Here is a 26,091-nt window from a genome sequence, read left to right as displayed (position 1 = left end):
TATCGACGCATCGTCATGCATTGAATTATTACTAAACGCACCAGCAGGTGAATACGCGTCTTTCTCTATCACCGCTCTGCGCCGCGCCTATCAGCCGTTGCGGATAGCGATGCGCGCATCGCTGACCCTCGCACGACGGCGCGTCGTCCAGTATGGCAGGCACAAAAAACCGGAGCGGCCCGAGGCGGCTCCGGTCGGTTGAAACGGCGTCCTCAGTGAGCGACGCGGCTGGTTCCGTTGACGGTCATGATGCGCACGCGCTCGCCGACACGGAAGATCTCATTGGGCTCGACTTCCTGCACATAGGCGCGCAGGGTGCCGTCGTCTTCGCGCACGGTGATCTCCACGCCCTGGGTACGGGTCAGGCCTTCCTCTGCGGCTGCACCGAGCAGGCCGCCGGCCACCGCACCGATCACCGCCAGCACGGCGCTGCCGCGACCGCCGCCGAGACCACTGCCGCCAACGCCACCGATCACCGCACCCGCACCCGCGCCGATGGGCGTCTTGGTGCCTTCGATCTTCACCGGTCGCAGCGACTCGATGGTACCCATGCGCACGGTCTGTACCGCGCGCGCCTCGTCACGGCTGTAGGTATCGCCAGTCAGGCTCGATGCGCAACCGCCTAGGGCCAGCAGCGCCGCCAGCGAAGTCATGAGCAGAGTGGGTTTACGCATAGCAATTCCTCCAGAGATATCTCGATCCATTAGACGCCGGGCACGCGCAACTGTCACGGCAAAGCCTGAACAATAGTAGCCTCAGACAGACAGAGTTCAGTTAGGTTCGTGGCGCTACGCCCGCGCCAGGCGCCAGAGCCTGGCGATATCCGTGGTGCGTGCCTGCAGCTCGGCGGCGGCGCCGGCCATGGCCTGCTCCAGCGACAAGGGCCCCGGAGCAAGGCTGAACGCGGCTTCGATGCCGGCGTCATACAGCGCCTGGTAGTCGTCACCCAGGCTGCCGGACAAGGCGATCACCGGCACGCCGGCTGCACGCGCGACGCGGGCCACACCGACCGGCGTCTTGCCGTGCAGCGTCTGCGCATCCATCCGCCCTTCCCCGGTGATCACCAGGTCCGCGCCCTGCACGGCAGCCGCCAGCCCGGACAGCTCGGCCACCAGCTCGATGCCCGGACGGAAGCCGGCCTTGAGGAACCCCCGCGCGGCGAACCCCAGGCCACCGGCGGCACCCACACCGGGGAACTCGGCGTGATCCTCCCCCAGGGTCGACGCGGTGACGCGGGCAAAACGTCCCAGCGCCTGGTCGAGCTGCGCCACATGCTCGGGCGTCGCGCCCTTCTGCGGCCCGAATACTGCAGAGGCGCCCCGCGGACCGCAGAGCGGGTTGTCGACATCGGCAGCGACGTCGATCTGCACGTTCAGCAGGCGCGCATCCAGGCTGCTCAGGTCCAGCTGGTCCAGCTCGGCCAGGGCAGCGCCGCCCGGCGCCAGGTCGCGCCCCTGCGTATCGAGAAAGCGCATGCCCAGGGCCTGCAGCAGGCCGACGCCGGCATCGTTGGTGGCGCTCCCGCCCAGGCCGAGGATGATGCGCGTGGCGCCGGCATCGAGGGCCTCGCGGATCAGCTCGCCGGTGCCGTAACTGCTGGCCAGGCGCGCATCACGCTGCTCGCGCGGCACCCAGTGCAGGCCGCTGGCCGCCGCCATCTCGATGACGGCCGTGCCCTCCCCCAGCCAGCCCCAATGGGCCACGACCGGTTCGCCCATGGGGCCCCGGACCCGGCACTCGCGGCGCTCACCGCCAACGGCGGCGAGCAGCGCATCGACCGTGCCTTCGCCGCCATCGGCCATTGGCCGCAGCAGGCACTCGGCGTCGGGGAATACCTGCTGCCAGCCACGGGCGATGGCCGCGGCGACATCGGGCGCACTGAGACTCTCCTTGAAGGAGTCGGGAGCGATGACGATTTTCATGACTAGAACCTCGGAAGGAGGCGGGTGCGCCGAAGCCACCCGCCGGTAAAGCGGATTACAGCAGAACCAGGCTGAGCAGCCACACCGCTGCCATGCCGGCCAGGCCCTGGATCAGGGTCGCCATGGTCTGGGCGCGATACGCGGTAGCGACTTTCATGCGGCTGAACTGGGTCACTACCCAGAAGAAGCTGTCGTTGGCATGCGAGACGGTCATCGCGCCAGCACCGATGGCCATCACGGTGAGCACCCGGCCCATCTCGCTGTCCAGGCCCAGGTTGCCCAGCAGCGGTGCGACCATGGCCGACGTGGTGACCAGCGCCACGGTCGAGGAGCCCTGCGCGCTTTTCAGCGCGGCCGCCACCAGGAACGGCATGAACAGCCCGATGCCCAGGGCCGACAGGGTGTCGCCCAGGTAAGCGGTCAGCGCCGTGGCCTTGAGCACGGCACCGAAGGCACCGCCGGCACCGGTGATCAGCAGGATCGGCGCCGCTTCCTTGAGGCCGTGGGCGACATGGTCATGGAACTGCTGACGCTTGCCTTCCCCCTTGAGCAGGGTGCAGGCCAGGGCCAGACCGACCAGCAAGGCGGCGACCGGCTGGCCGAGGAAGCTCAGCACGTCGAAGAACGCGCCGGTGCCGAAGGGCTTGCTCGGGAACGCCGCGAGCGAGCCCAGGCAGATCAGCAGGATCGGCACGAAGATCGGCGAGAACGCCTGCCAGGCGCTGGGCAGCTTGCCGTAGCGGGCGCGCAGGGCGTCGAAGTCGACATCCTCGGCGAGCAGCTCGCTGGGCGCCTCCTCCAGCAGCTCCTGGTCGTTCTGCTTGAGGAACCGGTTGGCCCACAGCATGCCGGCCACGGCGGTGACCGCAGCGACCAGCAGGCCGACCAGGATCACCAGCCCCAGGGAGGCTTCGAGGCCCAGGTTACCGGCTGCGGCGATCGGCCCCGGCGTCGGCGGCACGAAGGTGTGGGTGGCATACAGACCGGTCGCCAGCGCCACGCTCATGGCCACCACCGAGACTTTCATGCGCGCCGCCAGGGCATTCTTCAGCGAGTTGAGAATGACGTAGCCGGAGTCGCAGAACACCGGGATCGATACCAGATAGCCGATGATCGACATGGTCAGCGTGGGGAAACGCTGACCCAGCAGACGGATCACCGTCTCGGCCATGGTGATCGCCGCGCCACTGCGCTCGAGGATCACCCCGATGATGGTGCCAAGGACGATGACGATGCCGATGTAGCCGAGAATGCCGCCGAAGCCGGCGGTCATGGTCTTGATGATTTCGTTGCCAGGCAACTGATAGGCGAAGCCGGCGATCAGGGCAGCGGCCAGCAATGCCAGGAAGGGGTGCAGTTTCAAACGGGTAGTGGACAGCACGATGAACGCGATCAGTGCCACCAGAATCAGGACCAGGCCCATGACCAGTCTCCTCATTGTTGTTATGGCGGGCGCGACGCCCGAGTGGAAGTGCCGACAGGCGCCTCATTGTGGCTCAGCCACCACTCCCCTCGCCCTGTGCGCAGGCACCAAAACAACGCTGACGAACCCCAGCGGCCTGTGCGGGCGCACAAAGCCGCATCGCCCTGCCAGCCGCCTATTCGCTCGTCGGCGCCGCGGCCAAGGCCTCCGGCTCCAGCAGGCCCAGGCCCAACGACAGCTGCAGGCGCTGGTCCAGGCGATTGAGGTCCAGGCCGCTCAACTCGGCGATGCGCTCCAGGCGGTAGCGCAGGGTATTGCGGTGAATGCCCAGTTCCTGGGCACAGGTCTGTACCTGACCGTCATGCGCGCACCAGGCCTCCAGGGTGGTGCGCAGGGTTCCCTGGGGGTCCTGCGCCAGCACGCTGCGCAAGGGAGCCAGCCAGCCCTGCAACAACCAGCTGTGGCGCTGGGCATACAGCAGCGTCGGCAGGCGTAGCTCGTCCAGGCGCAACAGCCGGCGCTCGGGAAAGCGCGCCTGACCGTAGGCCTGCAGGTCACGCAGGACCAGGCTGGCCTGGCGCAACTCGGCCAGGTCGTGCAGCGGATCGCTGAGCGTCAGGGAACGCACGCCCCACTCGCGCTCGTCGGCCTGGGCCAGCCAGGCCCGGTCATCCCGGCTCGCACTGAACGGCCGGCACCAGAGCAGCTCGTCACGTCCAAGCGGGGCGATCAGGTGATCGTTCTTGCCACCGAGGCTGGCCAGCAGGCGCGCCTGGCGTGGCAGCGGGTCGCCGTCGGCGTCGAGCTGCAGCAGGCAGATCTGCCGCGGCCAGGAGAGCTGCAGGGCGAGGCGCTCGGCATCGGCTTCGAGGCTGGCGAGGCGCAGCTGGGGGTCGAGCAACTGGCGCAGCCAGGCCTCCTGCTGATGCCGCTGCCAATGCCGCTCCGCCTGCAGCACCCGGTGCTCGACGAGCATCTCCGCAGCCATGCGCACCAGCTCGGCGTAGGGCCGCACGAGTTCGGGCTCACCGGTGATGCCGAGCACGCCGATCAGGCGCTCGGCATGCAGCAGCGGCAGGTTCACCCCAGGCTTGACCCCACGCAGACAGGCGGCCGCCTGCGCGTCGATCTCCACCACGCGACGATTGGCCAGCACCAGCTGCGCGCCCTCGTGCCGCGTATGCAGGCGACTGGGGTCTCCGCTGCCGATGATCATCCCCTGGGCATCCATGACGTTGATGTTGTGCGGCAGGATGGCCATGGCGCGGTCGACGATGTGCTGCGCCAGGGTGGAATCGAGTTCGAGCATCGGAAGCGGCCTCACGATTGAGGCCGTCATTGTAGGCACATCAGCGGCGCTTCACGATGCGCCGCAGAACCCGAGGCAAGCTCGGGTTGCCGGAGCTTTACGCCTCGTCAGGCTGCGCAGCGGCCTCGACGGCCTCGACGGCCTCGTCAGCCGCCGGCGCCTTCGCCTTGGCCTGGGCGCGCCGGGCCTCCATGCGCTGCCGCCGGGCCTGCTGCCGGGCATGCAGTGCCTGCGCCGCCGTCACCATGCCGACGGGCTGGCCCTGGAGATCCAGGCGCGGCGAGTTCTCGGTCATCGCGGACCAGTAGCGCCCGCCCCGGCACCAGGCGGCGATGCCCAGCTTGAGCTGCTCGAGACTGATGCCGAGCAACGCCAGATGCTGCTCGGCATCCTTGAGGATGCCCTCTTTCAGCGGCACCTTGGGCGCTGGATTGACCGGGAAGGCCAAGGGGAAATGCTTCTGCAGTCGCCAGATCGCCTCGACGGCCGGATCCTGCTCGCGTGCCTTGGTTTTCGGTGCCCTGGTTTTCTGCGGTGCCTTGCGCTTCTGCGGCTTGGCACTTTCAGGTTCGGCCTGCTGTTTTTCCGCCCGCAGGCGGTCACGCAGTTCGGCTAGTTGTTCAAAACCCATCGTTCGGTTCACAGCGCTCTGGTTGATTCGTGGCGCAAGGGTATCTCATGTGCTCCTCGCATACAGCCCCATTGGCAGCTGGCATGCTCGACGGTAGCTGTGAAGGCGGGGCGAAATCGCTGGCATACGTGAATAAGGTAGCGCGCAGACCGGCTGCAACCGGCCAAAAGCAGGCCATGGACACAATGCTAGCGCGCCAGTAACGTTGCCGTTCATAGTCATGCTAGTTACAGCGGAGGTAGCGATGGCGTCGGCAGAACACGACTATCAGCATTTCATGCAATGGCTTCATCGACCTGGCGGTGCTGTGCCAGAAGATGTGCGCCGATTTGCAATGCTAGTGCTCGACGATTTTGAACGAGTTAGTGCCACTTCTCGTAATCGAAGTCAGCGGTCGGTGCATTTGGTTGAGCTGGCGCGCCAGCGACTCACCACGACTGATCCGGGGCAACCGCAGCTGGACGCCATAGCAGGGGGAGTAGGTTGGAGTTGGCAGAGGCTGTGCCACCTCTCGCTTGGGCCATTCCGGGGCTTTCGCAATGCTGAGGCGTTTGATCTAGCACGCCGTATAGTGCTGTTTTATGGCCCCAATGGTAGCGGCAAGACCAGTCTTTGCGAGGCGCTCGAGTTTGCCCTGCTCGGAGCTGTAGACGAGGGGGCGCAAAAGCGAATTGATGCTGCTCAGTACCTCCGCAACATACATGAAGGTCGGTTTGCACCTCCTCAGCTGGCGGCATTAGATGCACATGGCCAGCAAGTTGCCGTTCAGGCAGATGCCGACGCATATCGGTTCTGCTTCATTGAGAAGAACCGTATTGACTCCTTTTCTAGGATCGCTGCAAAACCCGCCGGCCAGAAGACAGAGTTGATCGCCGCGCTGTTTGGCATGGACGATTTCAATGAGTTTGTGAGTCAATTTAACGAGTCAGTTGATGCGCAGCTCTCGATTCAAGCTGTGCAAGGTTTCGAGCTTGCTCGCAGACGGCAAGCAATCGCTCATGACACTGAACTACTTACTGGTGAGCCTGCCAGTATTGCTGCATTCGACCAGGCAGAGCGGCAGTATGCTGAGGCTTTCCAAGCCGGACTGACGTATGCCCAGTTGAAACAGGCGGTGGGCTCTGCTGACGCTCCGGGGCGATTGCAGGCTTTGATAGAGATACTGAACCAACCTGCGCCGGCTTTGTACGGTGTACGGCAGCAGGATCTCCTTGGGGCATTTCGCGTCGCAGATGAAGCTCACGATCTCGTTGAGCAACTCGCTGGCCAGCTGGCCTTGCAGCAGGATGGTGCCGCGTACCAAGGCCTCTACACTGCAATTCTTGAGCTACAGGCGCTTTCTCCAGACCATTGCCCCGCATGTGAGACTGCAATTGTTGGGGTGGAGCATGTCCATACTGATCCTTTTGTTAAGGCTGCGCAGGGTCTGGAGCAGCTGCGGGAGCTGACTCAGCTCAAGCAGCAGCACCAAGCGGCTGTTGACCAGAGGCGGGTCGCATCAGATGCATTGCGAGCGTTCTTCGCCAATTTTGCCCAGCGCGTCGGAGCTAGGGTTGATAGTGAGCATGAAGTTTTACGCTATCTGGCAAATCCAGGTGTCCAACCCGGCACCGCATGGTGGAAGGTAGGGTACAACCCAGTTGCCGGTGGCATCTCACTGGCACAGCAGGCAGTCAATTACGCGCGTCAGCTAGAGGAGGCGGATGCCGCTACTCAGCAAAATCTTCAGCAGCGGGCACAACTGATTGCTGAGCGAGATCGTCTTTCCGACGCTCGCATCGCATTGACTGAGCATACGACTCGACGCCAACAAGCCAGTGTAGCCATTGCAGCGGCTCGCCAGCGTGTCGATGCCTTTGAAGCGCAGAACGCCGGACTGATCGCCGCTGCCGCAGAAGAGGAAGTTCGCATTGCAGCAGAGGTAAGAATTCAAGCTGCCTACAACGGATTCTTGGGCCTACTAAGACAGTACCGCTCGGGGTTGCCGAGAACGTTGATGGCAGGTTTGAACAACTTGGCTATGGAGCTGTACAACGAGTTCAACGTCCGTGATGCCGACGAAGACAAACTGGCTGCGCTACACCTACCTGTCACCGGCGACGGTCGAATCGAGTTGAGCTTTCGAAGTTCCCCAGAAACGCGTGTTGATGCACTTCAGGTGCTGAGTGAAGGACATGTGCGGTGTCTGGGGTTAGCCATCCTGTTGGCAAAGGCTACCAACATCCAGGCGCCTACAGTGATCTTCGATGACGCGATCAATGCTATTGACCATGAACATCGTCAGGGTATTCGGGAGGCTTTGTTCCAGAGCGAGCGCTTTGCCAATACACAGATCATCGTGACCTGCCACAGCAATGAGTTCATTAAGGACATCCAGAATCATGTTGATCGTGCTCAGTGGGTGTCTTACACGTTCCGTCACCACACTGGGAATCATCACCCGCGCGTCCTACGGGATGTGCCGCCGCAAGCCTATCTTTTAAACGCAAGGGCCGCTGTTGACCGAGGCGACCATCGTGGGGCGCTACAACCGTGCAGGCAGGCGTTAGAAATGCTCGCTAACAAGGTATGGCGATGGCTGGGGCAATACGATCTAGGCGTAATCAGCGTCAAGTTGGCAGGTGTGGGAGATCAGCCCTCACTACGAAATTTGTGTGAGGGGCTCCGTGCAAGACTAAATGGCGCACGCACCTTTGAGCATGGTGATAAGCAGCCTTTGCTGGAAGCCTTGGAGCAGATTCTCGGAATACCTGAGCAGACGTTGTTATGGCAATACCTAAACAAAGGCACTCACGAGGAGCAGAATCGGGAGGACTTTGATGAAGGGGTAGTCGAGCAGCTGGTTGTCCTAATGGAAGGAATGAATTCTTTGAGGCTGCGAAGCCGCTAAAAGCACCTCAAGCGGCCATAGAATCCTCAATGCCCCCTACGGCAGCAGGTTGCCAATGGGCCGAGAGTCGCCAGTCGCAACAGACTGAAACTGGCCAGAAGTAGACCTTCGCACATGGCGTTCCTGCCACCGCAGAATGCCTTGCGCATGGTGAAAATGAATGCCCACTGATGGATCAAAAATCAGGAAACTACGCAAAAGAGGCTCCACAGGCGGGCATCGCGATTCCTCGCGGTTAAAACACGAGGTCTTGAAGAGAAGGTTGTAGAAGTGCAAGTTAAGTTTTTTTCAACGAATGACGGCAATATGCCTACCTGATATTTATCCCCCCCTCATCCTAGGGCATTGCGAAAATGCATACAATCTTTTCGCATCGCCTGACGTGTAAGGAGCCTAAATGCTGTCTAGCCTTTGCCTACCATTTTCCTCGCAAGAAATTCCGATGGACTCTTGTCAGTACAAAAATAGAATATCCGTAATTATAGGGGAAAACGGAACAAGGAAAAGTCACTTTCTTCGGCATATACTGAACGACGCGATTCACCTTGTGACTGGTGAAATAGAAGCAAGTGATAGTAAGAACCTGTTCCGGTATCCTCCTCGTAAAATCATTGCAGTTTCGGCGCTTCCAACAGATCGTTTCCCTTCAAAGTACGGATATTCCGATAGGAGTGTTGGTGGAGAGTTCGAAATTGACGAGTATTCGTATGTAGGGCCTAGGACAGCCACTAACATCATAAGTAGAAATCAAAGTGCAAGAGAGCTTGTTTCTGCATTGCTGACTGCACCACAGATGGTGGCAGCAAAAAAAGAACATTTAGCCAGTATTTGTGAACAAATAGGCATAGATAAACGCTTTAGCTTCTTCCTCCGCCTCGTCTCCGCAGAACGTGAAGGAGGAACTTATGCAAGACGAGATATTGATTCAGATATTTTGAAAGTAAGGAATGTCCTCACTAGGCGAATCAATAGCGATACTACGACGCATAGACAGAAAAAAATCTTAACGCATGAAATCTCCCGCCTTGACGTCTATCAGCAAGGAATACAAGAACACATTAAATATTTGCTCGATACAAGAACAAGGGGAGTAGAGCGGCCAATTTTTCCGGTTTCCGTCGACTTTGACAAAGGAACTGTCGATTATGGAAAGCTCTCGCGCGACGTTCTGGAAGCAGGTTTCCGCTATGGATTTATGCGCCCAACCAGCTTAGTTTTTGGACATTCCACTATGAATAGTGAGGACACCCTAAGTGCCGGGCAGTGGGGAATGTTTGTGTCTCTTTGTACAGTGACACTAGGCATTCAAGATAATTCTCTTGTCCTAATTGATGAGCCCGAGAATGGCCTACACCCTTCCTGGCAAAGAAATTATTTGCATAATATTTTATCAGCAATTGACCATGTAAAAGGATGTCAGGTAGTCGTTGCTACCCATTCCCCACTTTTACTTAGTTCCCTTCCGCTCAAAGATTCCGATTGCATTCTACTTAGGCGTGAGGCGGACAATGTTGTTGCTGAATTTCAACATTCACCGTCTGGCTGGGACAGCAACACTCTCTTGGAGGAGGTTTTCACTCTCGAAAGCCCAAGGGGGCCAGAAATAACAGATCTTGTCAATCGAGCCTTGAAAATCATTGGTGCAGGAATACAAGATAACAAGGTCGAATTAAAAGATCTATCCGTAAGGCTAGAGGCATATAGGAAGAATCTTCCCGAGGCGGATATTCTAAAGGAAGTAATTGCAACTATCATTGAGGTGTCATCCTGACATGATGACTACCCATGGGGTCAGTCTCCCTATCAGAGAGTGGAGCATTGATGAACTCAAAAAACTGGACAAGAATACGTCAGGGCTACCGACAGACTGGGAAAAAGCAAGCATTAAAATATTGAAAGACACTCTGAGAGACGAACTTATTTCTCATCAAAATTACTCCTGCAGTTATTGTAAAAGAGAAATATCGACTGAAATTGGGCTTTCAGAGCTCGATCATATCATCCCATCCTCAATGGCGCCTCAGTTCACTTTTGTTAGGGCCAATTTGACATTGACTTGCAAGCGCTGCAATAGTCGAAAGAAAGCACACAACCCTACGATATATGCGGATGTGATGCTACAAAGCATACGAAACTATCTGAATGAGTCTCGGCAGTATTTATGGATTCATCCGTACTTACATGATTACACAAAGCATATTGCCATCATCGATGATGCCGTGTACGAGCCGATTGATAAATCGCCTGCAGGGTCTGCGGTGATAGTTGCCTGCGGGCTCGACGAAATGACAGCAGTGATAGAAAAGAAGAAACTGGCACTGATAAAGCGCGCCAAGAAAAAGTGGTTATCGCTTTTAAGATTAGTTGGTGCATTTCCAGAAAAACCATCAAGAGAGCTCGCCGCCGATCTCCATAAGGAGTATCCCGATACCCCACTAGATGAGTTCAATAGAAAAATTAACGAGTTACGAAGAGGTGATCCATGGAGCGAAATTTGACACGTTTGAATGTCGTTGCTTGGTGACTCCCTTTTTCCGATTCGTGAGTGTCCCGTAGTCAACGCTAGTGGTGGCCCTACCAAGAGGCCGTCCATCAATCGCTACTGTTTCGCCATTAGGTATCCATGGTCCGCTTCTGGCCGATAGCAGCCACCCCACCCTCTCCAGAAAGCGCTTTGCTATTCAGTCAACGAGCCTCGACGCCCCCTTCCGCGCCCCTCAGGGCGCCAGGCGTTCGCGAATCCAGGCCTCGCCCTGCAGGCGGTAGTTGAGTCGGTCATGCAGGCGGCTCGGGCGGCCCTGCCAGAATTCGATGCGCTCGGGCAGCAGGCGATAGCCACCCCAGTGTGGCGGGCAGTGCGGGGCCTGGTTTAGAAAGCGCCGTTCGGTTTCCGCGAGCAGCCCTTCCAGTTCGGCGCGATCACGGATCACCCGGCTCTGCGGCGACGCCCAGGCGCCGATGCGGCTGCCCAGCGGGCGCACCTGATAGTAACCATCGGACTCGGCGGGAGTGACGCGCTCCACCCGGCCTTCGATACGCACCTGGCGCTCCAGGCTGGGCCAGAAGAACGTCATGGCGGCGAACGGGCGCGCCGCGAGCTGGCGCCCCTTGGCACTTTCGTAGTTGCTGAAGAAGGTGAAGCCGCGCTCGTCGAGGCCCTTGAGCAGCAACACACGGCAGTGCGGCCGGCCCTGCTCGTCCACGGTGGCCAGGGTCATGGCGTTGGGTTCGACCGGCAGTTGCTCGGTCTTCACGGCATCGTCGAACCACTGACGAAACAGGGTGAAGGGTTCCAGCGGGGCCTGGGCTTCGCTCAGGCCGTCGCGGGTGTAGTCACGGCGCATATCGGCCAGTGTCTGGGTCATGGCAGTTCCTCGGGGCGCCTGCCGCAACCCTCGGCGCTGTCGCCAGCGGGTTGCGGATACACCCTCAACAGGTGGGAAATGCCGCCAAGCTTACTCTGACTTGCCCAGTTTTCCTTGATCTGCGGCAGCTACCTTGGGCCCATCCTTCAGGCCGGCCTTGGCCGGCTGGCTGTACTTGGCGATCAGCCCCTGCATGGTGTCACGCGAGGTCAGGAGGATTTCCACACGACGGTTGAGCGCACGCCCGGCTGCGCTGTCGTTGGCGGCACGCGGCATGTCCGAACCCAGGCCCATGACCTGCAGGCGGTTCTGCTTGAGGCCGCTGAGGCGGAAGATGGAGGTCACGGCACGCGCGCGCTGCTGGCTGAGGTCGCGGTTCAGCGAGGCATCACCGCTGCTGTCGGCGTGGCCGAGTATCACCACGGCGATGTCGTTGTCGGCCTCGAGCAGCTTGGCGACCCGGGTGATGGGGCCCAGGCTGGCCGGCAGCAGCATCTGCGGACGGTCCGGGTTGAACGAGCCCTTCACCGGCGCGGTGACGACCAGCAGGTTGTCGCGCCGCTCGAACTCGAATGCGCTGTCCTTGACGGCGTCACGCACGCGCGGCTCGTACTCGTCGAGCCAGGCACGGGTCACCTGCGGTGGCGGCATCACGGCCGCCTTGGCGACCTCTTTCTTCTCCGAGCCCGCGCAGCCGGCAATCAGCAGGCAGCAGGTAAAGGCAAAAATCTTGTTGGCGCGCATGAAGCCCCCGAGGTCGCACAAGTTTCTAATGGTCGGTTTGTTATGGGTGGTACTGAACGAATGGCGCAAGTCTAGCCGCTCGATCAGATACAGTCCGCAACCCGTTGCGCAAGTTTCTGCGCTCGAGGGTCCATCAAGACGAACGGTCCTAGATTATTGATGACGAAGCCGAATGCGAGGTCGCGCTGCGGATCGGCAAAGCCGCTGGAACCACCGGCACCAGGGTGGCCGAAGGCGCCGGCGCCCATGCCGTAGGTCGCATTGGCCACCTCGGGTTGGTCGAGCATGCAACCGAGGCCGAAACGGGTGCGGGTCAGCAGGGTCTTGTCCTCACCCAGGCTGTGCTCGCGGGTCATTTCGCCGAGCAGCTCACTGTCCAGCAGGCTGCCGTCGAGCAAGCCGGCATAGAAGCCGGCCAGGCTGCGGGCATTGCCGTGACCATTGGCCGCCGGTTGCTGCATGCGCCGCCACTCCGGCTTGTTGGTGCTGGTCATGATCGATGGCGGATTGGTGAACGAGCGCGTGCTCATGGCGCTGGCATCGCTCATCATCACCTTGAGCAGGCGCTGCGCGGCGGCATCGCCCAAGTTGCCCTTGCCGCGGGCGATGTGCGCGACGCGATCGAACTCGCTGTCGGCCAGGCCGACATGAAAATCCAGGCCCAGCGGCCTGGCGATACGGGCGGCGATGCTCTCGCCCGGGCCACGCCCTTCCACCCGACGGATCAGCTCGCCGATCAGCCAGCCATAGGTGATGGGCGCATAGCCGTGCCCCTCGCCCAACGGCCACCAAGGCTGTTCGGCGGCCAGCGCGGCGGTCATGGTCTGCCAGTCATACAGGGCTTCGGCCGGCAACGGCTGGCGCAACGCCGGCAAACCGGCCTGGTGACAGAGCAGATGGCGCACGCTGATGCGCTCTTTCCCGGCGGCGGCGAACTCCGGCCAGTAGCGCGCCACCGGCGCATCCAGGTCGAGCTTGCCCTCGCCCACCAGTTGCAGCGCGACGACCGCCGCGAAGGGTTTGGTGCAGGAGAACAGGTTGGCGATGGTGTCGCTGTGCCAGGCCTGCTGGCCGTCCTTGTCCATCACCCCGGCCCAGAGGTCCAGCACGGTTTCGCCGCCAATCTGCACGCAGAGCGCTGCGCCGCGCTCCTGGGAGTCCTCGAACAGGCTGGCGAAGGCATCCCTCACCGCCTCGAAACGCAAGTCGAAATAGCCCTGAACCTGCACATCTGTCTCCTTGAACGAAATTGCCCGCATTGTTCCAGCCCCCGCCGCCGTTGGGAACCGCAGGCCGTCGATGTTACGCGGGGCACGCGGGCGACTCGGCGCCGGCCCGGACTCTTCCGGACCCGCGCGCTACAGCCGACAGTCAGGCGCTCACTGGATTTCCCGACGAAAGGGGGGCAAGGCATTGAGAATCGCCTTGCCGTAGCGCTGGGTCACCACGCGTCGGTCCAGCAGGGTGATGGTGCCGCGATCGGCCTCGGTCCGCAGCAGGCGGCCGCAGGCCTGTACCAGGCGCAGCGACGCATCCGGCACGGCGATTTCCATGAACGGGTTGCCACCCCGCGCCTCGATCCACTCGGCCAGCGCGGCCTCGACCGGGTCATCGGGCACGGCGAAGGGAATCTTGGCGATCACCACATGCTCGCAGTAGGCACCTGGCAGATCGACGCCCTCGGCGAAGCTGGCCAGGCCGAACAACACGCTCTCCTCGCCGGAGTCGACACGCGCCTTGTGCTTGTTCAGCGTCTCCTGCTTGGACAGGTTGCCCTGGATGAACACCCGCTTGCGCCAGTCACGATCCAGGCCGTCGAACACGTCCTGCATCTGCTTGCGCGAGGAGAACAGCACCAGGGTGCCGCGACTGCCCGCGACCAGCGCCGGCAACTCGCGCACGATGGCTGCGGTGTGCACGGCCGCCTCGCGCGGGTCGGCCTTGAGGTCGGGCACGCGCAACACGCCGGCATCGGCGTGATGGAAGGGGCTCGGCACGATGGCGGTGACCGCCACCTTGGGCAGCCCGGCACGCATGCGGTAGCGGTCGAAGGTGCCCAGCGCGGTGAGCGTGGCCGAGGTGACCAGGGCGCCGTGGGCGACGTTCCACAGGTTGCGGCGCAGGGTTTCCGCCGCGAGAATCGGGCTGGCGTTGACTTCGATGTCGAACAGCGCGCCACTGTCGGCCAGGGTCAGCCAGCGCGCCATCGGCGGGCTTTCTTCCGGGTCTTCGGCGGTGAAGGCCAGCCACAGCTCCCAGTTGCCCTTGGCGCGCGCCATCAGGCTGCCGAACAGCGGGTACCACTCCTCGGCCTGGTGGCTGGCGATGCCGACCGCGCCCTCGCCGTCCATCGCTTCCTTGAGCAACTCGGTGACGCCGGTGAACAGGTCGTTGAGTTTGGAGAAACCTTTCTTCAGTTCCAGCCCCAGCTCGGTCAGGTGCTCCGGCACCACCCCACCGACGAAGCGGTGGCGCGGGCGCTCGCGCCCTTCCATGTCCTCACCGGCCTTGAAGTCGGCGACCTCTTCGCAGGCGCTGAACATGAACTGCTGCTGGCTCTTCAGCTCGCGCGCCAGCTCCGGCACCTGCTCGATCAGCCGGCCCAGGTCGCCCGGCAGCGGATTCTGCGCCAGCAGCTTGGTCAGGTTCTTGTCGATCTGCGTGAGCCAGTCGGCGGTCGAACGCAGGCGCGTGAAGTGAGCGAAGTGGCCGATGGCCTTGTCCGGCAGGTGATGACCTTCGTCGAACACGTAGATGGTTTCGCGTGGGTCGGGCAGCACCGCACCGCCACCGAGCGCGAGGTCAGCCAGCACCATGTCGTGGTTGGTGACGATCACGTCGACCTTGCCCATGCCTTCGCGGGCCTTGTAGAAGGCGCACTGCTGGAAGTTCGGGCAATGCCGGTTGGTGCACTGGCTGTGATCGGTGGTCAACTGCGCCCAGCGGCTGTCGTCCAGTTCTTCGGGCCAGCTGTCGCGGTCGCCGTCCCAGCGGTTGCCGGAGAGTTTCTCGATCATCGCGGTGAACAGCTTCTGCCCCTGCTCATCGACGTCGATGCGGAAGCCTTCCTCTTCGAACAGCTGCGCCGTGGCGCTCTGCGCGGCGCCGTCCTGCAGCAGGTGATCGAGCTTGGACAGGCACAGGTAGCGACCACGCCCCTTGGCCAGGGCGAAACTGAAGTTAAGCCCGCTGTTGCGCAGCAGGTCGGGCAGATCCTTGTGCACGATCTGCTCCTGCAGCGCCACGGTGGCGGTGGCGATGACCAGACGCTTGCCCGCCGCCTTGGCCGTGGGAATCGTCGCCAGGCTGTAGGCCACCGTCTTGCCGGTGCCCGTACCCGCCTCCACCGCGACCACGGCGGGATCGCCCAGGCGCTTGCCCTCGTCGTCGCTCCTGATGGTGCCGAGCACCTTGGCGATTTCGGCGATCATCAGGCGCTGACCGTAGCGAGGCTTGAGCGACTTGGCCTCGAGGAAGCGCGAGTAGGCGCCCTGAATCTGGGACTTGAGTTCGGTACTGAGCATGGATTCTGAAACGAAAAAGGCTGGATAAATTTTCAGTATTCGCGGAGCGGCCGCTATCATAACGCGGCAATCGATCTGGCGCAGACTCCCGTGCACATCGGGCAGCTCGAGCCGTCAACCGAACCCTCTGGAGACCCTGCATGACACCCTACGCCCCACTCTATGCGCTACACCTGCTGGCCGCCGTCATCTGGGTGGGCGGGATGTTCTTCGCCTGGATGATCCTGCGCCCGGCAGCGGTCGACGCACTGGAGCCGCCTGCCCGCCTGCGCCTGTGGCTGAACGTGTTCAAGCGCTTCTTCGTCTGGGTCTGGCTGGCGGTACTGCTGCTGCCGCTGAGCGGCGTGGGCATGCTGCACCTGAGCTACGGCGGTTTCGACGCGGCGCCGCGCTACGTGCACATCATGATGGGGCTGTACCTGGTGATGCTCGCGCTCTTCCTGCGTATCCAGGCCCTGCTGCTGCCGGAGCTGCGGCGCGCGGTGGAGGCCGAGAACTGGCCCGTCGGCGCTGAGGTACTGGGAAAGATCCGCAAGATCGTCGGCAGCAACCTGCTGGTCGGCCTGGCGCTGATGACGCTGGTGGCGATGCGCCCGAGCTTCTGATCGAACGGGCTGCCTGCAGGGCGCAGGCAGCCCGCGCCCCTCAGAAACGAAAGACCTGCACGGCGCCACTGCGCCCTGCAGCGCCGGCGCGCCCCGGCTGGCCGGGGTTGCCGTCGGCGGCGCCATCGACGCCATAGAGCAGGCAGTCCCTGGCCGCGCCACCGTGGCCGGGCCGCCCTGCTGCGCCGGCCGCGCCACCCTCGCCGCCGTCGAGCAACACCTGCAGGCGCTCGACCTCGACATAGTGCGGCACTTCCAGCACCACGTTGCCACCCGCCGCGCCGGCATGCCCGTCGGTACCGTCCTGGCCATCGTAGCCGGCACTGGCCTGGCCCCAGGTACAACCACCCGGCTTGCCATGGGCACCGTCGAGCCCGGCGTAACCCGGCGCACCACGACCGCCACGCACGTCCAGGGTCAGGGACTCGAACGTCAGCTTGTGCAGTTTCAGCTTGATTTCCCGCCCAGGCGTGGCGGCCTTGCTGTAGGTGCCTGCGGCGCCCTTGGCGCTGATCCAGGCGCCGGCGCCGACATCGGCATCCTGCACCTCCAGGCGCAGCGGCTGATCGCTCGGCGCCACGCCGATGCGCGCCTCGCGCCCCATCAGCAGGGTGCCGACACGCAGTTCGGTGACCTTCGCCGGAATCATCAGCGTCGCGTGATCGGCGACCTCCAGGCGGTCCAGCTGCAGGGCGGCGCTGGCCACAGGCAGGCGCATCAACGCATTGGCAGGCACCTTGACCTGGTTGTCAGCCAGCGCGACGCCCGTGCACAGGCACAGCAACAGGGCGAGCTTACGCATGCGCAGCCTCCTCGACCGAGGCCGTCTCGACGGGAGCGGGCTGCTTCGTCGCTTTCATCGGATACAGATGGAAGATGCCGAACAGCAGCACCTGCAGCCGGTCACCCCAGGGATTGGCCCGCCCTACCAGCAGGCCCGCGAACAGCCACAGCTGCAGCGCATGCACGAGCAGCATGGCAGCGGCCAGCACAAGGAGCAGTTGCTCGAACGGTGCACCGAAGCGCTTGGCCAGCGCCGCGCCACACACCACCCAGAACACCAAGACCAGCGCCTTGCCCACGGTCAACAATGACTTCATCCCGCCCCCATGCTCGCGACTTTCTGATAGCGCAGCACGTTAACCGGTCGCAGCGCCGACCACCAGCGGCAAGGGTCTTTTTCCGGGACTTTGTCAGGCGTTGGCCCAGACGGACGTGCCCCCGGGGCGAATGCACCGGGGGCACCAGGTGGTATCGATCAGCGGGAAACGTACAGCTCGACTCGACGATTTTCCGCACGTCCGGCATCGCTGCCGTTGTCCGCCACCGGCTGGCTCTCGCCACGCCCTTCGGTGCTGAGCTTGTCGGCTGGCACACCCTGGGCGACGAGGAAGTCGGCGACACTGCGCGCACGACGTTCGGACAAGCCCTGGTTGTACGCATCGCTGCCGACGCTGTCGGTGTGCCCGACAACCTTGACCGCCACCAGGTTGGCGCCTGTCAGCCGCGTCGCGACATCCGCCAGCAAACGTTTCGCCTCGCCCGTCAGCTCGGCGGAGTCGAAGGCGAACAGCACGTTGCCCAGATCGCTGAGCACGATGACTTCGTCCTGAGCCTGCGGCTCCATGGGTGGTTCCTCGGCGACACTGGCCGGGTACTGCGGCAGCGGGCAACCGTTGTGGTGGACCGGCGTTCCAGCGGGTGTGCCCGGGCATCGATCACGCCGATCGAACACGCCGTCGTCGTCTTCGTCGCCGTCCTGCGCATAACAGATGATGGTACCCAGTACCGCACCGGCCACGGCGCCGCCTGCTGCCCAGGTAGAACTCTCGATTGCACCAAGGCCGCCACCGGCCAGGGCTCCAATCGCACTGCACAGGGGCCAGTTCCCTTGATTGAGCGGCGCGTCTCCCGTACTGGAAGTCGTGGCACAACCAGAGAGAACACTGCTGACCAAGAGAAAAGGTATGACCTTCAGAAGGTGGGTTCTCATGGTGGTGTCTCCTGTGTACCGGCGTTATGCCGGTATACAGGAGTAAAGACGGCAGGCGGGGATCACACAAGAACGAGCCCGGTCGGTTGCACACCGACCGGGCTCGTTCGCATCTGCCGTCTACGGGGCGAAGCGCCTTACGGCTGGGCTTCGACCTCGGCTTCCACGCGACGGTTGATGGCGCGGCCATCAGCAGAAGCGTTGTCGGCGACCGGGCGGCTTTCGCCATAACCCACGGCTTGTACGCGGCTGGACTCGACACCGTACTGGTTGACCAGCACGTCACGAACGGCACCGGCGCGGCGCTCGGACAGACCCTGGTTGTAGACATCGCTGCCCACGGAATCGGTGTGACCTTCAACCACGGTGCTGGTCTGCGGGTACTGTTTCATGAAGTCGGCCAGCGCCTTGATGTCGCCGTAGCTTTCCTGCTTGACCTGCGCCTTGTCGAAGTCGAACTTGACGTCCAGCTCGACGCGTACGGCTTCGGCCGGCTCAGGCGCCATCTCTTCGACGACGACTTCCTCGACGACTTCGACCTGCTGCGCCTCGGCACCGTGGACCCAGCAATAGGCAGCGCCCATGCCGGCGCCAACCAGCGCACCGCCACCCGCCCAGCTCGAGCTCTCGATTGCCCCTAACGCGGCACCACCCACACCACCGACGGCTGCGCAGGTGGGCCAGTCGGTTTTCTGCAGACCGGCACAACCGGTCAGCAGGGTACTAGCCAGAATCAGGGGTACAGCGTTCCTTGTGATACTCATACTTTAGGTCTCCAATGTTCATCGGCCCATAACCGACTCAATAGTAGTAAAGACACGAGTTGTACAATCCGCCAGCTATAGCGCATAGCACGGATAATTTTCTCTCACTCTAGGCCTGATATCGACACCACGTTAGTCTTTGCAGACTTTTCGAGGAAGTTCGATGACTGCCAGCCTTAGCTCCCGTACTCCACAGCAGGCGATTGCCGCACTGCTAGCCCGTTATACACCCGAGAAGCTGTTGCTGCTCGGTGCCAGCGAGCTACCCGCTGTCGATGCCTTCAAAGAGGCACATCCGCAGTGTCAGGTCACCACCGCAGCGGCTGCGCCCCTGGCGCCGGAACTGGCCGCACAGCGTTTCGACCTGGCCCTGCTGGTCGACTGCCTGGAGCACTTGCCCAAGCGCGACGGACTGCAACTGCTCGGTGGCATCCGCAACCTGAACGCCAGCCGGGTCGCCGCGTTGGTCGATCTGCAGGCGGGCGACTGGCGGGAAACCGACTTCTTCGCCCTGGCCATGCAAGCCAGCGAACAGTTCCAGCGCGAGGGACAGACCCTGCATCTGTTCACCTATGATCTGCTCGATTACAAGCAAGTTCCCGACTGGTTGAACGCAAAGTTCTGGGCCAATCCACAAAATTTCGGCAAATACTGGTGGTGACGATGGACCCACTCGATCCCAACTGCCCGTGCGGCAGCGGCAACCCGCTGAGCCAGTGCTGCGGTCACTATCACAGCGGCACCCCCGCGCCCTGCGCCGAGCTGCTGATGCGCTCGCGCTACAGCGCGTACGTCCTGGGCCTGGTGGACTACCTGGTGGCGACCACCCTGCCCGCCCAGCAACAGGCACTCGACCGCGACGCCATGGCAGCCTGGAGCGCACAGAGCACCTGGCTCGGCCTCGAGGTGGAGCAACGCGAAGTGTTCGGTGGCAAGCCCGAGCACGCCCAGGTGACCTTCGTCGCCCGCTGGCACGATGACAACGGCGAGCACAGTCATCGCGAATGCTCGGCCTTCGTCCAGGTCGACGGCCGCTGGTATTTCATCGACCCGACCGTGCCCCTGAAGGCCGGGCGCAATGACCCCTGCCCCTGCCAGGGCGGCCAGAAATTCAAGAAGTGCTGCGCCCCCTTCCTGAGCGCCTGACTGGCTTTCTTCGCGCTTTCTGCTTGAGTTGAAGCGTCCGCAAGGACACTCAACAAGGAGAGAGCCATGCACAAGAAAAGTGGTTTGACGGTCATTCTGGCGAGCCTGCTCATAGGTTGCGCCACTCAGCCCGGCGGGCTGCAGGGGGAATCCGTGGACCTGGGCGACAGCCAGCGCGTCAGCCGGCTGTTCGCCTACCCGAACAACTGCAACGTGATCTGCTATCGCGACTGGACGCTGGAGCAGACCGTCGAGCACTACCTGCGCCAGAGCCTCGATCGGGACGGTTATCCGCAGGCCAGCGTGAACGTGGTCCGCCACGGCGAGCGCATCCTGGCCGACTTCAAGGGTGCTCCCGACGGCTATGGCAAGCCGCTGCAGCAACTGCTCAATGCCGGGGACCTGGCCTACAAGGGCGCCAGCCAGCTGAACAGCGACGGCAAGTGGCAGTACAACTGGTACTTCTTCCTGCCCCTGGGCATGGCGCTGGAGAACCGCAAGAGTGTCGAGCTGCTGCACTTCCCGCCAGACTATTCGCTGACCCAGGCGCAGGACTATCTGCGCTCCAACACCACCGATCGCTGGGCGTCGCTGCTCAGCTACAACGGCGTGCCGGTGCAGCAGACGCCGGCCTACCAGACCATCGTCGACATCGCGCCCATCGCGGCACCGGCCAGTGCGGGGAGCACCCTGGAAGGCGTGTACAGCTACTTCAATACCTACCAGCAGCGCATGGTCGGCGAGCTCACCGCCGGCAAGGGAGACGGTACCCTGCCCATGGTTGCCTTCGGCAGCCCGGTGCGGAACTGGATCAAGCAGCAGTACGGCGTGACCCTGCCGGTGCTGGGGCTTGGCCAGATCACCTCGGCGCCCGGGCAGCAGACGTCGGTTCTCGGCGCCAACCACCCGAGCTACATCTGGTACGCGGCGGACCCGGACAACAACCAGGGCAGCGAAGCCAAGGCCAACGCCACCGGCATCAAGGTCATGGGGCAGGACCTCAGTGCCGCCTGCTGGCAGGCCGGCATGGGCCAGAACCCGGGCAATGACCCGCAGCAGACGCTGACCAGTTGCACCCAGAAATGGCAGGTGACGGACAAGCAGCAGACCTGCGAACTGTTCTTCATCACCGTGCGCAACCTCAAGCCCGAGGACGCCAAGGCCCAGTGCAAGGCTGGCTGAAGCGACAGGGCCCGCACATGCGGGCCCATTTCTTCATTCCTGCAGCTTGAGGTGTGACGTATCCGGCGGTGGCGCCGCCGCGTCGGCCTTGGCCTGCCCCATGTCACTGCCCACCGGCGCCAGGCTGAACTGCGACAGGTCCACGCGCGGCGCCTCGGCATCCGGCTTGGCGTCCTGCAGGTCCGCCCCGACCGGGGCGATACCGAAGTCCGGGGCATCCACTTCGCTGAACGCCGCCATGTATTCGTCACGCGGCGCCACCTGCAGTCGCCCCGCCGACGCCGCTGCCGCAGCAGGTGCCGCAGGTGCCGCAGGTGCCGGTTCGGCGGGCGGTGGTGGAGCCAGTTCGACTTCCTCGATCGGCATATCCATGTCGATCACTTCGACACGGGCCCCCGCCCGCTCCAGGGTCGATCGGTACTTCTCCGCCGCCGCAGCGTCGAGGTTGTTCTTGATCACGATGCGACGCCCGGAAAACAGCTGGGCGATCCGCTGGGCATCGGCCTGGAACAACTTGGCCATGTTGGCCTTGACCAGCTCCAGTTGCGCCCCCGGCACCAACTGCCCGGAGAAGGCGATCTCGTAGCGACTCATGGTCACACTCCTGTCCTATTCACGACTCAGTATGGCGCAGGTTGTTTTGCGCTGACACTGCCGGCTTCTCATCCGTGCATCACGCTTTACAAATGTTCAACGGGCAACGGCGGTATCTCCTTGAAAATAATGACTCACCCCAGTTGCAGCCAAGCGCTTGCTTGTTACACTGAGCCGCAATGGGGGTATGAAATGTTTTCTCAGGCGCAAATGATAAGAATTATCAGCCTAATGATGTTTTTTGGCCTTGCTTCAGGCCTCGCAGGATGCTCCACCTGGATGACGGGTGGATTCAAGGACCCGGATGTCCGACTCATCAAGGTGGACGTAATCAAGGCCAGGCTGCTCGAACAAGAGTTCCTCCTGCGCTTTCGCATCGACAATCCCAACAGCGTCAGCCTGCCGGTACGCGGTCTGGAATATGCGGTCACCCTCAACGACATTCCCCTGGCCGACGGTTCCGCCAGTGAGTGGTTCACCGTGCCCGCCAATGGGCATCACAGCTTCGACGTGCCGGTGCGCACCAACCTGTGGCGCCATGTCCGCCAGGTGGTGAAGATGCTGGAAAAACCCGACCAGCCGATCCGCTACAGCCTCAAGGGTGAAGTGAAGACCGGCATGCTCTTCAGCCGCAGCGTGCACATGTCGCGCAATGGCGAGATAATTCCCGGTGATTTCATCCCGGAGTAACCCTCATGAGCAACCAACCCCACGTCCACGGCCCTGACTGCAACCATGACCATGATCACCACGACCATGGCCATGTCCACGGCCCGCATTGCAACCACGGCCATCAGGAGCCGGTACGCAACGCCCTGAAGGACGTCGGCCGCAACGATCCCTGCCCCTGCGGCAGTCAGAAGAAGTTCAAGAAGTGCCACGGCGCCTGAGCCGGGCATGCACGCCGTGACCCTGCCCCTGCTGCTCGCCGGCCTGCTGCTGATCGCCGCCCTGGCCGCCTATGCCTGGCACCTCTGGCGCCGCGTCTGGGCCCGGCAACAGGCCCAGGAGGAGGCTCGCCAGGAACGCCAGGAGCGCCTCGGTGGTGACCTGAACATCCTCGCCAGCAGCCTGCTCGACGAGCAGCTGCCGCTGATCGAGGGCGCCATCCGCATCAAGGTGCTGCTCGACAACTACGACAGCGACCTCAGCAACGACAGCCGCTGCCAGGTGTTCCACCTGCTCTTCGAGGCGACCACCGACGTACCGACCCATGCGGCCTGGAAGGCGCTGGACAAGGAGCAGCGGCGGCGCTTCGAGAAGCGTTTCAACGAGCTGGAGCTGCAGCACAAGGCCGCCGCCCGCACGGCCGCGCGCTGGCTGCTCGATGACGGGCTCAAGCGCACTCAGCCGAACGCCTGAGCCCTCTTGCCAGGTCGCAACGGCCTCTTTACCTTGGCGACTTCGTGGCCGGTCGACACCCGACCGGCCTCATCCCCTGTCCAAGGATATCCGCCATGCGCACGCTGGCCCGCCTGACCCTTGCCGCATCCCTGACCACGCTCGGTGGCTGCCAGTCACTGCTCAACAGCCGCTATGCCGACAGCGTGCCGCCGACCCGCGGCATCGAGCGCATCCAGGGCGTGGCGGAAAGCGCATCGGTGCGGCGCAATGCCCTCGGCATGCCGCTGATCGAGTCGGGCACCTTTCACGACGCGCTGTTCACCCTGGGCTACGTGCACGCCGGCGACCGCCTCAGCCAGATGGTCGGCATGCGCCTGCTGGCCCAGGGTCGCCTGTCGGAAATGGCCGGCCCGGGCGTGCTGGAGATGGACCGCTTCATGCGTGCAGTCAACCTCAGGAAGAGCGCCGAGCTGCTCTATGCCGACGCCTCGCCGCGCCTGAAACGCTTCTTCGAGGTCTATGCACGCGGCGTCAATGCCTATCTGTTCCGCTACCGCGACCGCCTGCCGATGGACCTGGCGGAATCCGGCTATCGCCCCGAGTACTGGAAACCCGAGGACTCGGTGCTGCTGTTCTGCCTGCTGAACTTCGGCCTGTCGGTGAACCTGCAGGAGGAGATCGCCGCGCTGACGATGGCCCAGCAGGTCGGCGTCGACAAGCTGCCCTGGCTGCTGCCGATCTACCCGGATGAGCCGCTGCCCTTCGCCGAAGCGGAGAAACTCGCCGGTCTCGATCTCAAGGGCCAGCTGCCCGGTCTGCAGGCGATCGCCCGCAGCGCCGCGCAGATCGCCGAGCAGCACATGCTGGGTGTCGCGGCCTCGAACAACTGGGCCATCGCCCCCGAACGCAGCCGTGGCGGCAAGAGCCTGCTGGCCAACGACACGCACCTGCCGCTGAGCATGCCGTCGCTGTGGAATTTCGTGCAGATCCGCTCGCCCAAGTACCAGGCCGCCGGTGTTTCGCTGGCCGGCGTGCCGGCCGTGGTGGCCGGGTACAACGGCAAGCTGGCCTGGGGCATGACCATGGTCATGGGCGACAACCAGGACATCTACCTCGAACGCATCAAGCGCGAGGGCAGTCGTCTGATGTACCAGGCCGACGGCCAGTGGCTGCCGGTGATGGAGCGCCAGGAGACCTTCTTCATCAAGGGCCAGCGCCCCATCCGCGAAACCCTGTACGAGACTCGCAACGGCCCGCTGCTCAACTCGGTACTGGGCGAGCGCAAGCACATGCTGCAGCCCCTGCCCTTGCAGACTGGCTACGGCCTGGCCCTGAAGACCACCCAGTTCGAGCGCGACAAGAGCCTCGACGCCTTCTTCGACCTGTCCCGTGCGCAGTCGGTGGATGCCGCCTTCGAAGCCACCCGGGAAATCCGCGCGATGCCGCTGAACATCGTCTTCGCCGATGCCCAGCACATCGGCTGGCAGGTCACCGGTCGCTACCCGAACCGGCGCGAAGGCCGTGGCCTGCTGCCCTCCCCCGGCTGGGACCAGCGTTACGCCTGGGACGGCTACGCCGATCCGATGCTGCATCCCTACGACCAGGACCCGCCGCAAGGCTGGCTGGGCACCGCCAACCAGCGCAGCGTCGAACCCGGCTATGGCATGCAGCTGTCCAGTTCCTGGTTCTACCCGGAACGCGCCGAGCGCATCGCCGAGCTGGCAGGCAACGGCCGTCACGATGGCCGCAGCATGATCGCCATGCAGTACGACCAGAGTTCCCCGTTCGTCGCCAAGCTGCAGGCGATGTTCAACGACCCGGCCATGCACGAGCCGCTGCGCCAGGCGATCGCCGCGCTGCCCAGCGGCCAGCGCGAGCGCGCCGATGAAGCGCTGCGGCGCCTGCTGGCCTTCGACGGCAAGCTCACCGCCAGCTCGGCCGATGCGGCCGTCTACGGTGCATTCATGCAGGAGGGCGCCCGGCAGACCTTCCTCGACGAACTGGGCCCGGAAGACGATCCGGCCTGGCAGGCCCTGGTGGAAACCGCCAACCTGTCCTATTCGGCGCAGGCCGACCACCTGCTCGGCCGTCCTGACAGCCCGTTCTGGGATGACATCCGCACCCCGCAGAAGGAAGACAAGCCGGCCATCCTGGCGCGCAGCCTGGCCGCCAGCATCACGCTGCTGGAAAGCCGCCTGGGCAGCGAACGCCGCAACTGGCAGTGGGGCAAGCTGCACACCTACGAATGGGTCACCGACACCACACGCCTGGCGCCCTACATGAGCGCCAGCCAGCGCACCAGCATCAACGCCCTCAAAGGCTACCTGGATCGCGGTCCCTACCCGGCCGGTGGTGACCACGGCACCCTGAACGTCGCGGCCTACCCCTGGGGTCAGGACTTCACTACCTTCCTGATCCCGGCCATGCGCATCGTCGTCGACTTTTCCGCCGATGAGCCGCTGATCGGCGTCAACAGTTCGGGGCAGTCCGGCAACCCGGCCAGCCCGCACTACGCCGATGGCATCGAGGCCTGGCTCAAGGGCGGCTACATGAGCTTCCCGTTCAAGGCGCAGAATCTGGACAAGGTCTATGGCAGCCAGCGTCTGCTGCTGATGCCGGGCAAGTGATGACCGTTCGTCGGCTGGCGCTGAACCT

General features: G+C 63.0%; 24 protein-coding genes and 1 pseudogene. 11 read left to right on the top strand and 14 right to left on the bottom strand.

All coding sequences use genetic code 11. The annotated features are described in order from the left end of the window. Positions 1-212 precede the first annotated feature (212 nt). The 5 genes from E4487_RS10770 to E4487_RS10750 form a co-directional block, all read right to left on the bottom strand. A complete protein-coding gene (locus E4487_RS10770) occupies positions 213-674 on the bottom strand; it encodes a membrane protein (protein ID WP_037049026.1) in 462 nt (153 codons plus the stop codon). A gap of 114 nt (positions 675-788) precedes the next feature. Continuing rightward, positions 789-1,922 carry a glycerate kinase gene (locus tag E4487_RS10765; RefSeq protein WP_037049029.1) on the bottom strand — a complete coding sequence of 378 codons (1,134 nt, stop codon included), beginning with the start codon at positions 1,920-1,922 and terminating at the stop codon, positions 789-791. 55 nt (positions 1,923-1,977) lie between these two features. After that, entirely contained in the window at positions 1,978-3,345 is a 1,368-nt protein-coding gene (locus E4487_RS10760; protein WP_175253324.1) for a GntP family permease, read from the bottom strand. Between the two features lie 175 nt (positions 3,346-3,520). Next, positions 3,521-4,654 carry a sugar diacid recognition domain-containing protein gene (locus E4487_RS10755; protein ID WP_175253323.1) on the bottom strand — a complete coding sequence of 378 codons (1,134 nt, stop codon included), beginning with the start codon at positions 4,652-4,654 and terminating at the stop codon, positions 3,521-3,523. A gap of 97 nt (positions 4,655-4,751) precedes the next feature. Continuing rightward, entirely contained in the window at positions 4,752-5,285 is a 534-nt protein-coding gene (locus tag E4487_RS10750) for a ProQ/FinO family protein (protein ID WP_175253322.1), read from the bottom strand. 244 nt (positions 5,286-5,529) lie between these two features. On the opposite strand from E4487_RS10750, the gene E4487_RS10745 reads away from it, so the two are divergent. From E4487_RS10745 to E4487_RS10735, 3 genes are all read left to right on the top strand, one after another. Next, positions 5,530-8,175, top strand: coding sequence for an AAA family ATPase (locus E4487_RS10745; protein ID WP_175253321.1), 2,646 nt, complete (start codon positions 5,530-5,532; stop codon positions 8,173-8,175). Between the two features lie 397 nt (positions 8,176-8,572). Further along, positions 8,573-9,946: an AAA family ATPase gene (locus tag E4487_RS10740; protein ID WP_175253320.1), complete on the top strand. Its 1,374-nt coding sequence runs from the start codon at positions 8,573-8,575 to the stop codon at positions 9,944-9,946. Position 9,947: 1 nt separating this feature from the next. Then, positions 9,948-10,673, top strand: coding sequence for an HNH endonuclease (locus E4487_RS10735; RefSeq protein WP_175253319.1), 726 nt, complete (start codon positions 9,948-9,950; stop codon positions 10,671-10,673). 219 nt (positions 10,674-10,892) lie between these two features. Here the strand turns inward: E4487_RS10735 and pdxH are convergent, their stop codons facing one another. The 4 genes from pdxH to dinG all read right to left on the bottom strand — a co-directional run bounded on the left by pdxH (position 10,893) and on the right by dinG (position 15,808). Continuing rightward, on the bottom strand, positions 10,893-11,540 hold the full coding sequence (gene pdxH / locus E4487_RS10730; RefSeq protein ID WP_047591956.1) for a pyridoxamine 5'-phosphate oxidase: 648 nt from the start codon (positions 11,538-11,540) through the stop codon (positions 10,893-10,895). A 90-nt stretch (positions 11,541-11,630) separates the two neighbouring features. Further along, positions 11,631-12,284 carry an OmpA family protein gene (locus E4487_RS10725; RefSeq protein ID WP_037049048.1) on the bottom strand — a complete coding sequence of 218 codons (654 nt, stop codon included), beginning with the start codon at positions 12,282-12,284 and terminating at the stop codon, positions 11,631-11,633. Positions 12,285-12,367: 83 nt separating this feature from the next. Next, the gene (locus E4487_RS10720) at positions 12,368-13,513 is read right to left on the bottom strand and encodes an EstA family serine hydrolase (protein WP_037049050.1); all 1,146 of its coding nucleotides are present in this window, start codon (positions 13,511-13,513) and stop codon (positions 12,368-12,370) included. A 150-nt stretch (positions 13,514-13,663) separates the two neighbouring features. Next, on the bottom strand, positions 13,664-15,808 hold the full coding sequence (gene dinG, locus E4487_RS10715) for an ATP-dependent DNA helicase DinG (protein ID WP_175253318.1): 2,145 nt from the start codon (positions 15,806-15,808) through the stop codon (positions 13,664-13,666). Between the two features lie 140 nt (positions 15,809-15,948). Here dinG and E4487_RS10710 point away from each other — a divergent pair, with 140 nt between their 5' ends. Continuing rightward, on the top strand, positions 15,949-16,413 hold the full coding sequence (locus E4487_RS10710; protein WP_037049055.1) for a CopD family protein: 465 nt from the start codon (positions 15,949-15,951) through the stop codon (positions 16,411-16,413). A 40-nt stretch (positions 16,414-16,453) separates the two neighbouring features. Here E4487_RS10710 and E4487_RS10705 read toward each other — a convergent pair whose 3' ends face one another. The 4 genes and pseudogenes from E4487_RS10705 to E4487_RS24520 all read right to left on the bottom strand — a co-directional run. Next, positions 16,454-17,215, bottom strand: a complete 762-nt coding sequence (locus tag E4487_RS10705) for a collagen-like protein (RefSeq protein ID WP_175253317.1) — start codon at positions 17,213-17,215, stop codon at positions 16,454-16,456. Beyond that, on the bottom strand, positions 17,208-17,495 hold the full coding sequence (locus E4487_RS10700) for a DUF1145 domain-containing protein (RefSeq protein WP_373921518.1): 288 nt from the start codon (positions 17,493-17,495) through the stop codon (positions 17,208-17,210). The genes E4487_RS10705 and E4487_RS10700 overlap by 8 nt, the downstream gene beginning before the upstream one ends. 176 nt (positions 17,496-17,671) lie before the next feature. Then, entirely contained in the window at positions 17,672-18,406 is a 735-nt protein-coding gene (locus tag E4487_RS24680) for an OmpA family protein (RefSeq protein WP_051800543.1), read from the bottom strand. Positions 18,407-18,543: 137 nt separating this feature from the next. Next, positions 18,544-18,906: pseudogene (locus tag E4487_RS24520) on the bottom strand (OmpA family protein); the annotation flags it as partial. Positions 18,907-19,333: 427 nt separating this feature from the next. On the opposite strand from E4487_RS24520, the gene E4487_RS10685 reads away from it, so the two are divergent. The 3 genes from E4487_RS10685 to E4487_RS10675 all read left to right on the top strand — a co-directional run bounded on the left by E4487_RS10685 (position 19,334) and on the right by E4487_RS10675 (position 21,498). Further along, positions 19,334-19,831 carry a DUF6231 family protein gene (locus E4487_RS10685; RefSeq protein ID WP_047586055.1) on the top strand — a complete coding sequence of 166 codons (498 nt, stop codon included), beginning with the start codon at positions 19,334-19,336 and terminating at the stop codon, positions 19,829-19,831. 2 nt (positions 19,832-19,833) lie between these two features. Next, positions 19,834-20,316: a YchJ family protein gene (locus tag E4487_RS10680; RefSeq protein WP_175253315.1), complete on the top strand. Its 483-nt coding sequence runs from the start codon at positions 19,834-19,836 to the stop codon at positions 20,314-20,316. Between the two features lie 66 nt (positions 20,317-20,382). After that, positions 20,383-21,498, top strand: a complete 1,116-nt coding sequence (locus tag E4487_RS10675) for a hypothetical protein (protein ID WP_175253314.1) — start codon at positions 20,383-20,385, stop codon at positions 21,496-21,498. A 33-nt stretch (positions 21,499-21,531) separates the two neighbouring features. Here E4487_RS10675 and E4487_RS10670 read toward each other — a convergent pair whose 3' ends face one another. Further along, positions 21,532-22,092: a hypothetical protein gene (locus E4487_RS10670; protein ID WP_175253313.1), complete on the bottom strand. Its 561-nt coding sequence runs from the start codon at positions 22,090-22,092 to the stop codon at positions 21,532-21,534. Positions 22,093-22,284: 192 nt separating this feature from the next. Between E4487_RS10670 and E4487_RS10665 the strand changes: the two genes are divergently transcribed. The 4 genes from E4487_RS10665 (at position 22,285) to E4487_RS10650 (ending at position 26,063) form a co-directional block, all read left to right on the top strand. After that, entirely contained in the window at positions 22,285-22,782 is a 498-nt protein-coding gene (locus E4487_RS10665) for an LEA type 2 family protein (protein ID WP_175253312.1), read from the top strand. Positions 22,783-22,787: 5 nt separating this feature from the next. Further along, a complete protein-coding gene (locus tag E4487_RS10660) occupies positions 22,788-22,982 on the top strand; it encodes an SEC-C metal-binding domain-containing protein (protein WP_037049080.1) in 195 nt (64 codons plus the stop codon). 7 nt (positions 22,983-22,989) lie between these two features. Beyond that, positions 22,990-23,454 (top strand): DUF2489 domain-containing protein, encoded by a 465-nt coding sequence (locus tag E4487_RS10655; RefSeq protein ID WP_175253311.1) that lies wholly within the window; start codon positions 22,990-22,992, stop codon positions 23,452-23,454. Positions 23,455-23,549: 95 nt separating this feature from the next. Continuing rightward, entirely contained in the window at positions 23,550-26,063 is a 2,514-nt protein-coding gene (locus tag E4487_RS10650) for a penicillin acylase family protein (protein WP_175253310.1), read from the top strand. The last annotated feature ends 28 nt before the right edge of the window (positions 26,064-26,091 follow it).

The sequence above is a fragment of the Pseudomonas sp. BMW13 genome (genome assembly GCF_013357275.1).
Taxonomy (GTDB): domain Bacteria; phylum Pseudomonadota; class Gammaproteobacteria; order Pseudomonadales; family Pseudomonadaceae; genus Aquipseudomonas; species Aquipseudomonas khazarica.
Note: the sequence above shows the minus strand (reverse complement) of the source record. Positions and strands in the feature narration are given on the sequence as shown.

What these genes read in the sequence shown, in the direction of transcription:
- E4487_RS10770 (WP_037049026.1), bottom strand. Translation starts at nt 674, where the DNA reads ATGCGTAAACCCACTCTGCTCATGACTTCGCTGGCGGCGCTGCTGGCC.
- E4487_RS10765 (WP_037049029.1), bottom strand. Translation starts at nt 1,922, where the DNA reads ATGAAAATCGTCATCGCTCCCGACTCCTTCAAGGAGAGTCTCAGTGCG.
- E4487_RS10760 (WP_175253324.1), bottom strand. Translation starts at nt 3,345, where the DNA reads ATGGGCCTGGTCCTGATTCTGGTGGCACTGATCGCGTTCATCGTGCTG.
- E4487_RS10755 (WP_175253323.1), bottom strand. Translation starts at nt 4,654, where the DNA reads ATGCTCGAACTCGATTCCACCCTGGCGCAGCACATCGTCGACCGCGCC.
- E4487_RS10750 (WP_175253322.1), bottom strand. Translation starts at nt 5,285, where the DNA reads ATGGGTTTTGAACAACTAGCCGAACTGCGTGACCGCCTGCGGGCGGAA.
- E4487_RS10745 (WP_175253321.1), top strand. Translation starts at nt 5,530, where the DNA reads ATGGCGTCGGCAGAACACGACTATCAGCATTTCATGCAATGGCTTCAT.
- E4487_RS10740 (WP_175253320.1), top strand. Translation starts at nt 8,573, where the DNA reads ATGCTGTCTAGCCTTTGCCTACCATTTTCCTCGCAAGAAATTCCGATG.
- E4487_RS10735 (WP_175253319.1), top strand. Translation starts at nt 9,948, where the DNA reads ATGATGACTACCCATGGGGTCAGTCTCCCTATCAGAGAGTGGAGCATT.
- pdxH (WP_047591956.1), bottom strand. Translation starts at nt 11,540, where the DNA reads ATGACCCAGACACTGGCCGATATGCGCCGTGACTACACCCGCGACGGC.
- E4487_RS10725 (WP_037049048.1), bottom strand. Translation starts at nt 12,284, where the DNA reads ATGCGCGCCAACAAGATTTTTGCCTTTACCTGCTGCCTGCTGATTGCC.
- dinG (WP_175253318.1), bottom strand. Translation starts at nt 15,808, where the DNA reads ATGCTCAGTACCGAACTCAAGTCCCAGATTCAGGGCGCCTACTCGCGC.
- E4487_RS10710 (WP_037049055.1), top strand. Translation starts at nt 15,949, where the DNA reads ATGACACCCTACGCCCCACTCTATGCGCTACACCTGCTGGCCGCCGTC.
- E4487_RS10705 (WP_175253317.1), bottom strand. Translation starts at nt 17,215, where the DNA reads ATGCGTAAGCTCGCCCTGTTGCTGTGCCTGTGCACGGGCGTCGCGCTG.
- E4487_RS24680 (WP_051800543.1), bottom strand. Translation starts at nt 18,406, where the DNA reads ATGAGAACCCACCTTCTGAAGGTCATACCTTTTCTCTTGGTCAGCAGT.
- E4487_RS10685 (WP_047586055.1), top strand. Translation starts at nt 19,334, where the DNA reads ATGACTGCCAGCCTTAGCTCCCGTACTCCACAGCAGGCGATTGCCGCA.
- E4487_RS10680 (WP_175253315.1), top strand. Translation starts at nt 19,834, where the DNA reads ATGGACCCACTCGATCCCAACTGCCCGTGCGGCAGCGGCAACCCGCTG.
- E4487_RS10675 (WP_175253314.1), top strand. Translation starts at nt 20,383, where the DNA reads ATGCACAAGAAAAGTGGTTTGACGGTCATTCTGGCGAGCCTGCTCATA.
- E4487_RS10670 (WP_175253313.1), bottom strand. Translation starts at nt 22,092, where the DNA reads ATGAGTCGCTACGAGATCGCCTTCTCCGGGCAGTTGGTGCCGGGGGCG.
- E4487_RS10665 (WP_175253312.1), top strand. Translation starts at nt 22,285, where the DNA reads ATGTTTTCTCAGGCGCAAATGATAAGAATTATCAGCCTAATGATGTTT.
- E4487_RS10660 (WP_037049080.1), top strand. Translation starts at nt 22,788, where the DNA reads ATGAGCAACCAACCCCACGTCCACGGCCCTGACTGCAACCATGACCAT.
- E4487_RS10655 (WP_175253311.1), top strand. Translation starts at nt 22,990, where the DNA reads ATGCACGCCGTGACCCTGCCCCTGCTGCTCGCCGGCCTGCTGCTGATC.
- E4487_RS10650 (WP_175253310.1), top strand. Translation starts at nt 23,550, where the DNA reads ATGCGCACGCTGGCCCGCCTGACCCTTGCCGCATCCCTGACCACGCTC.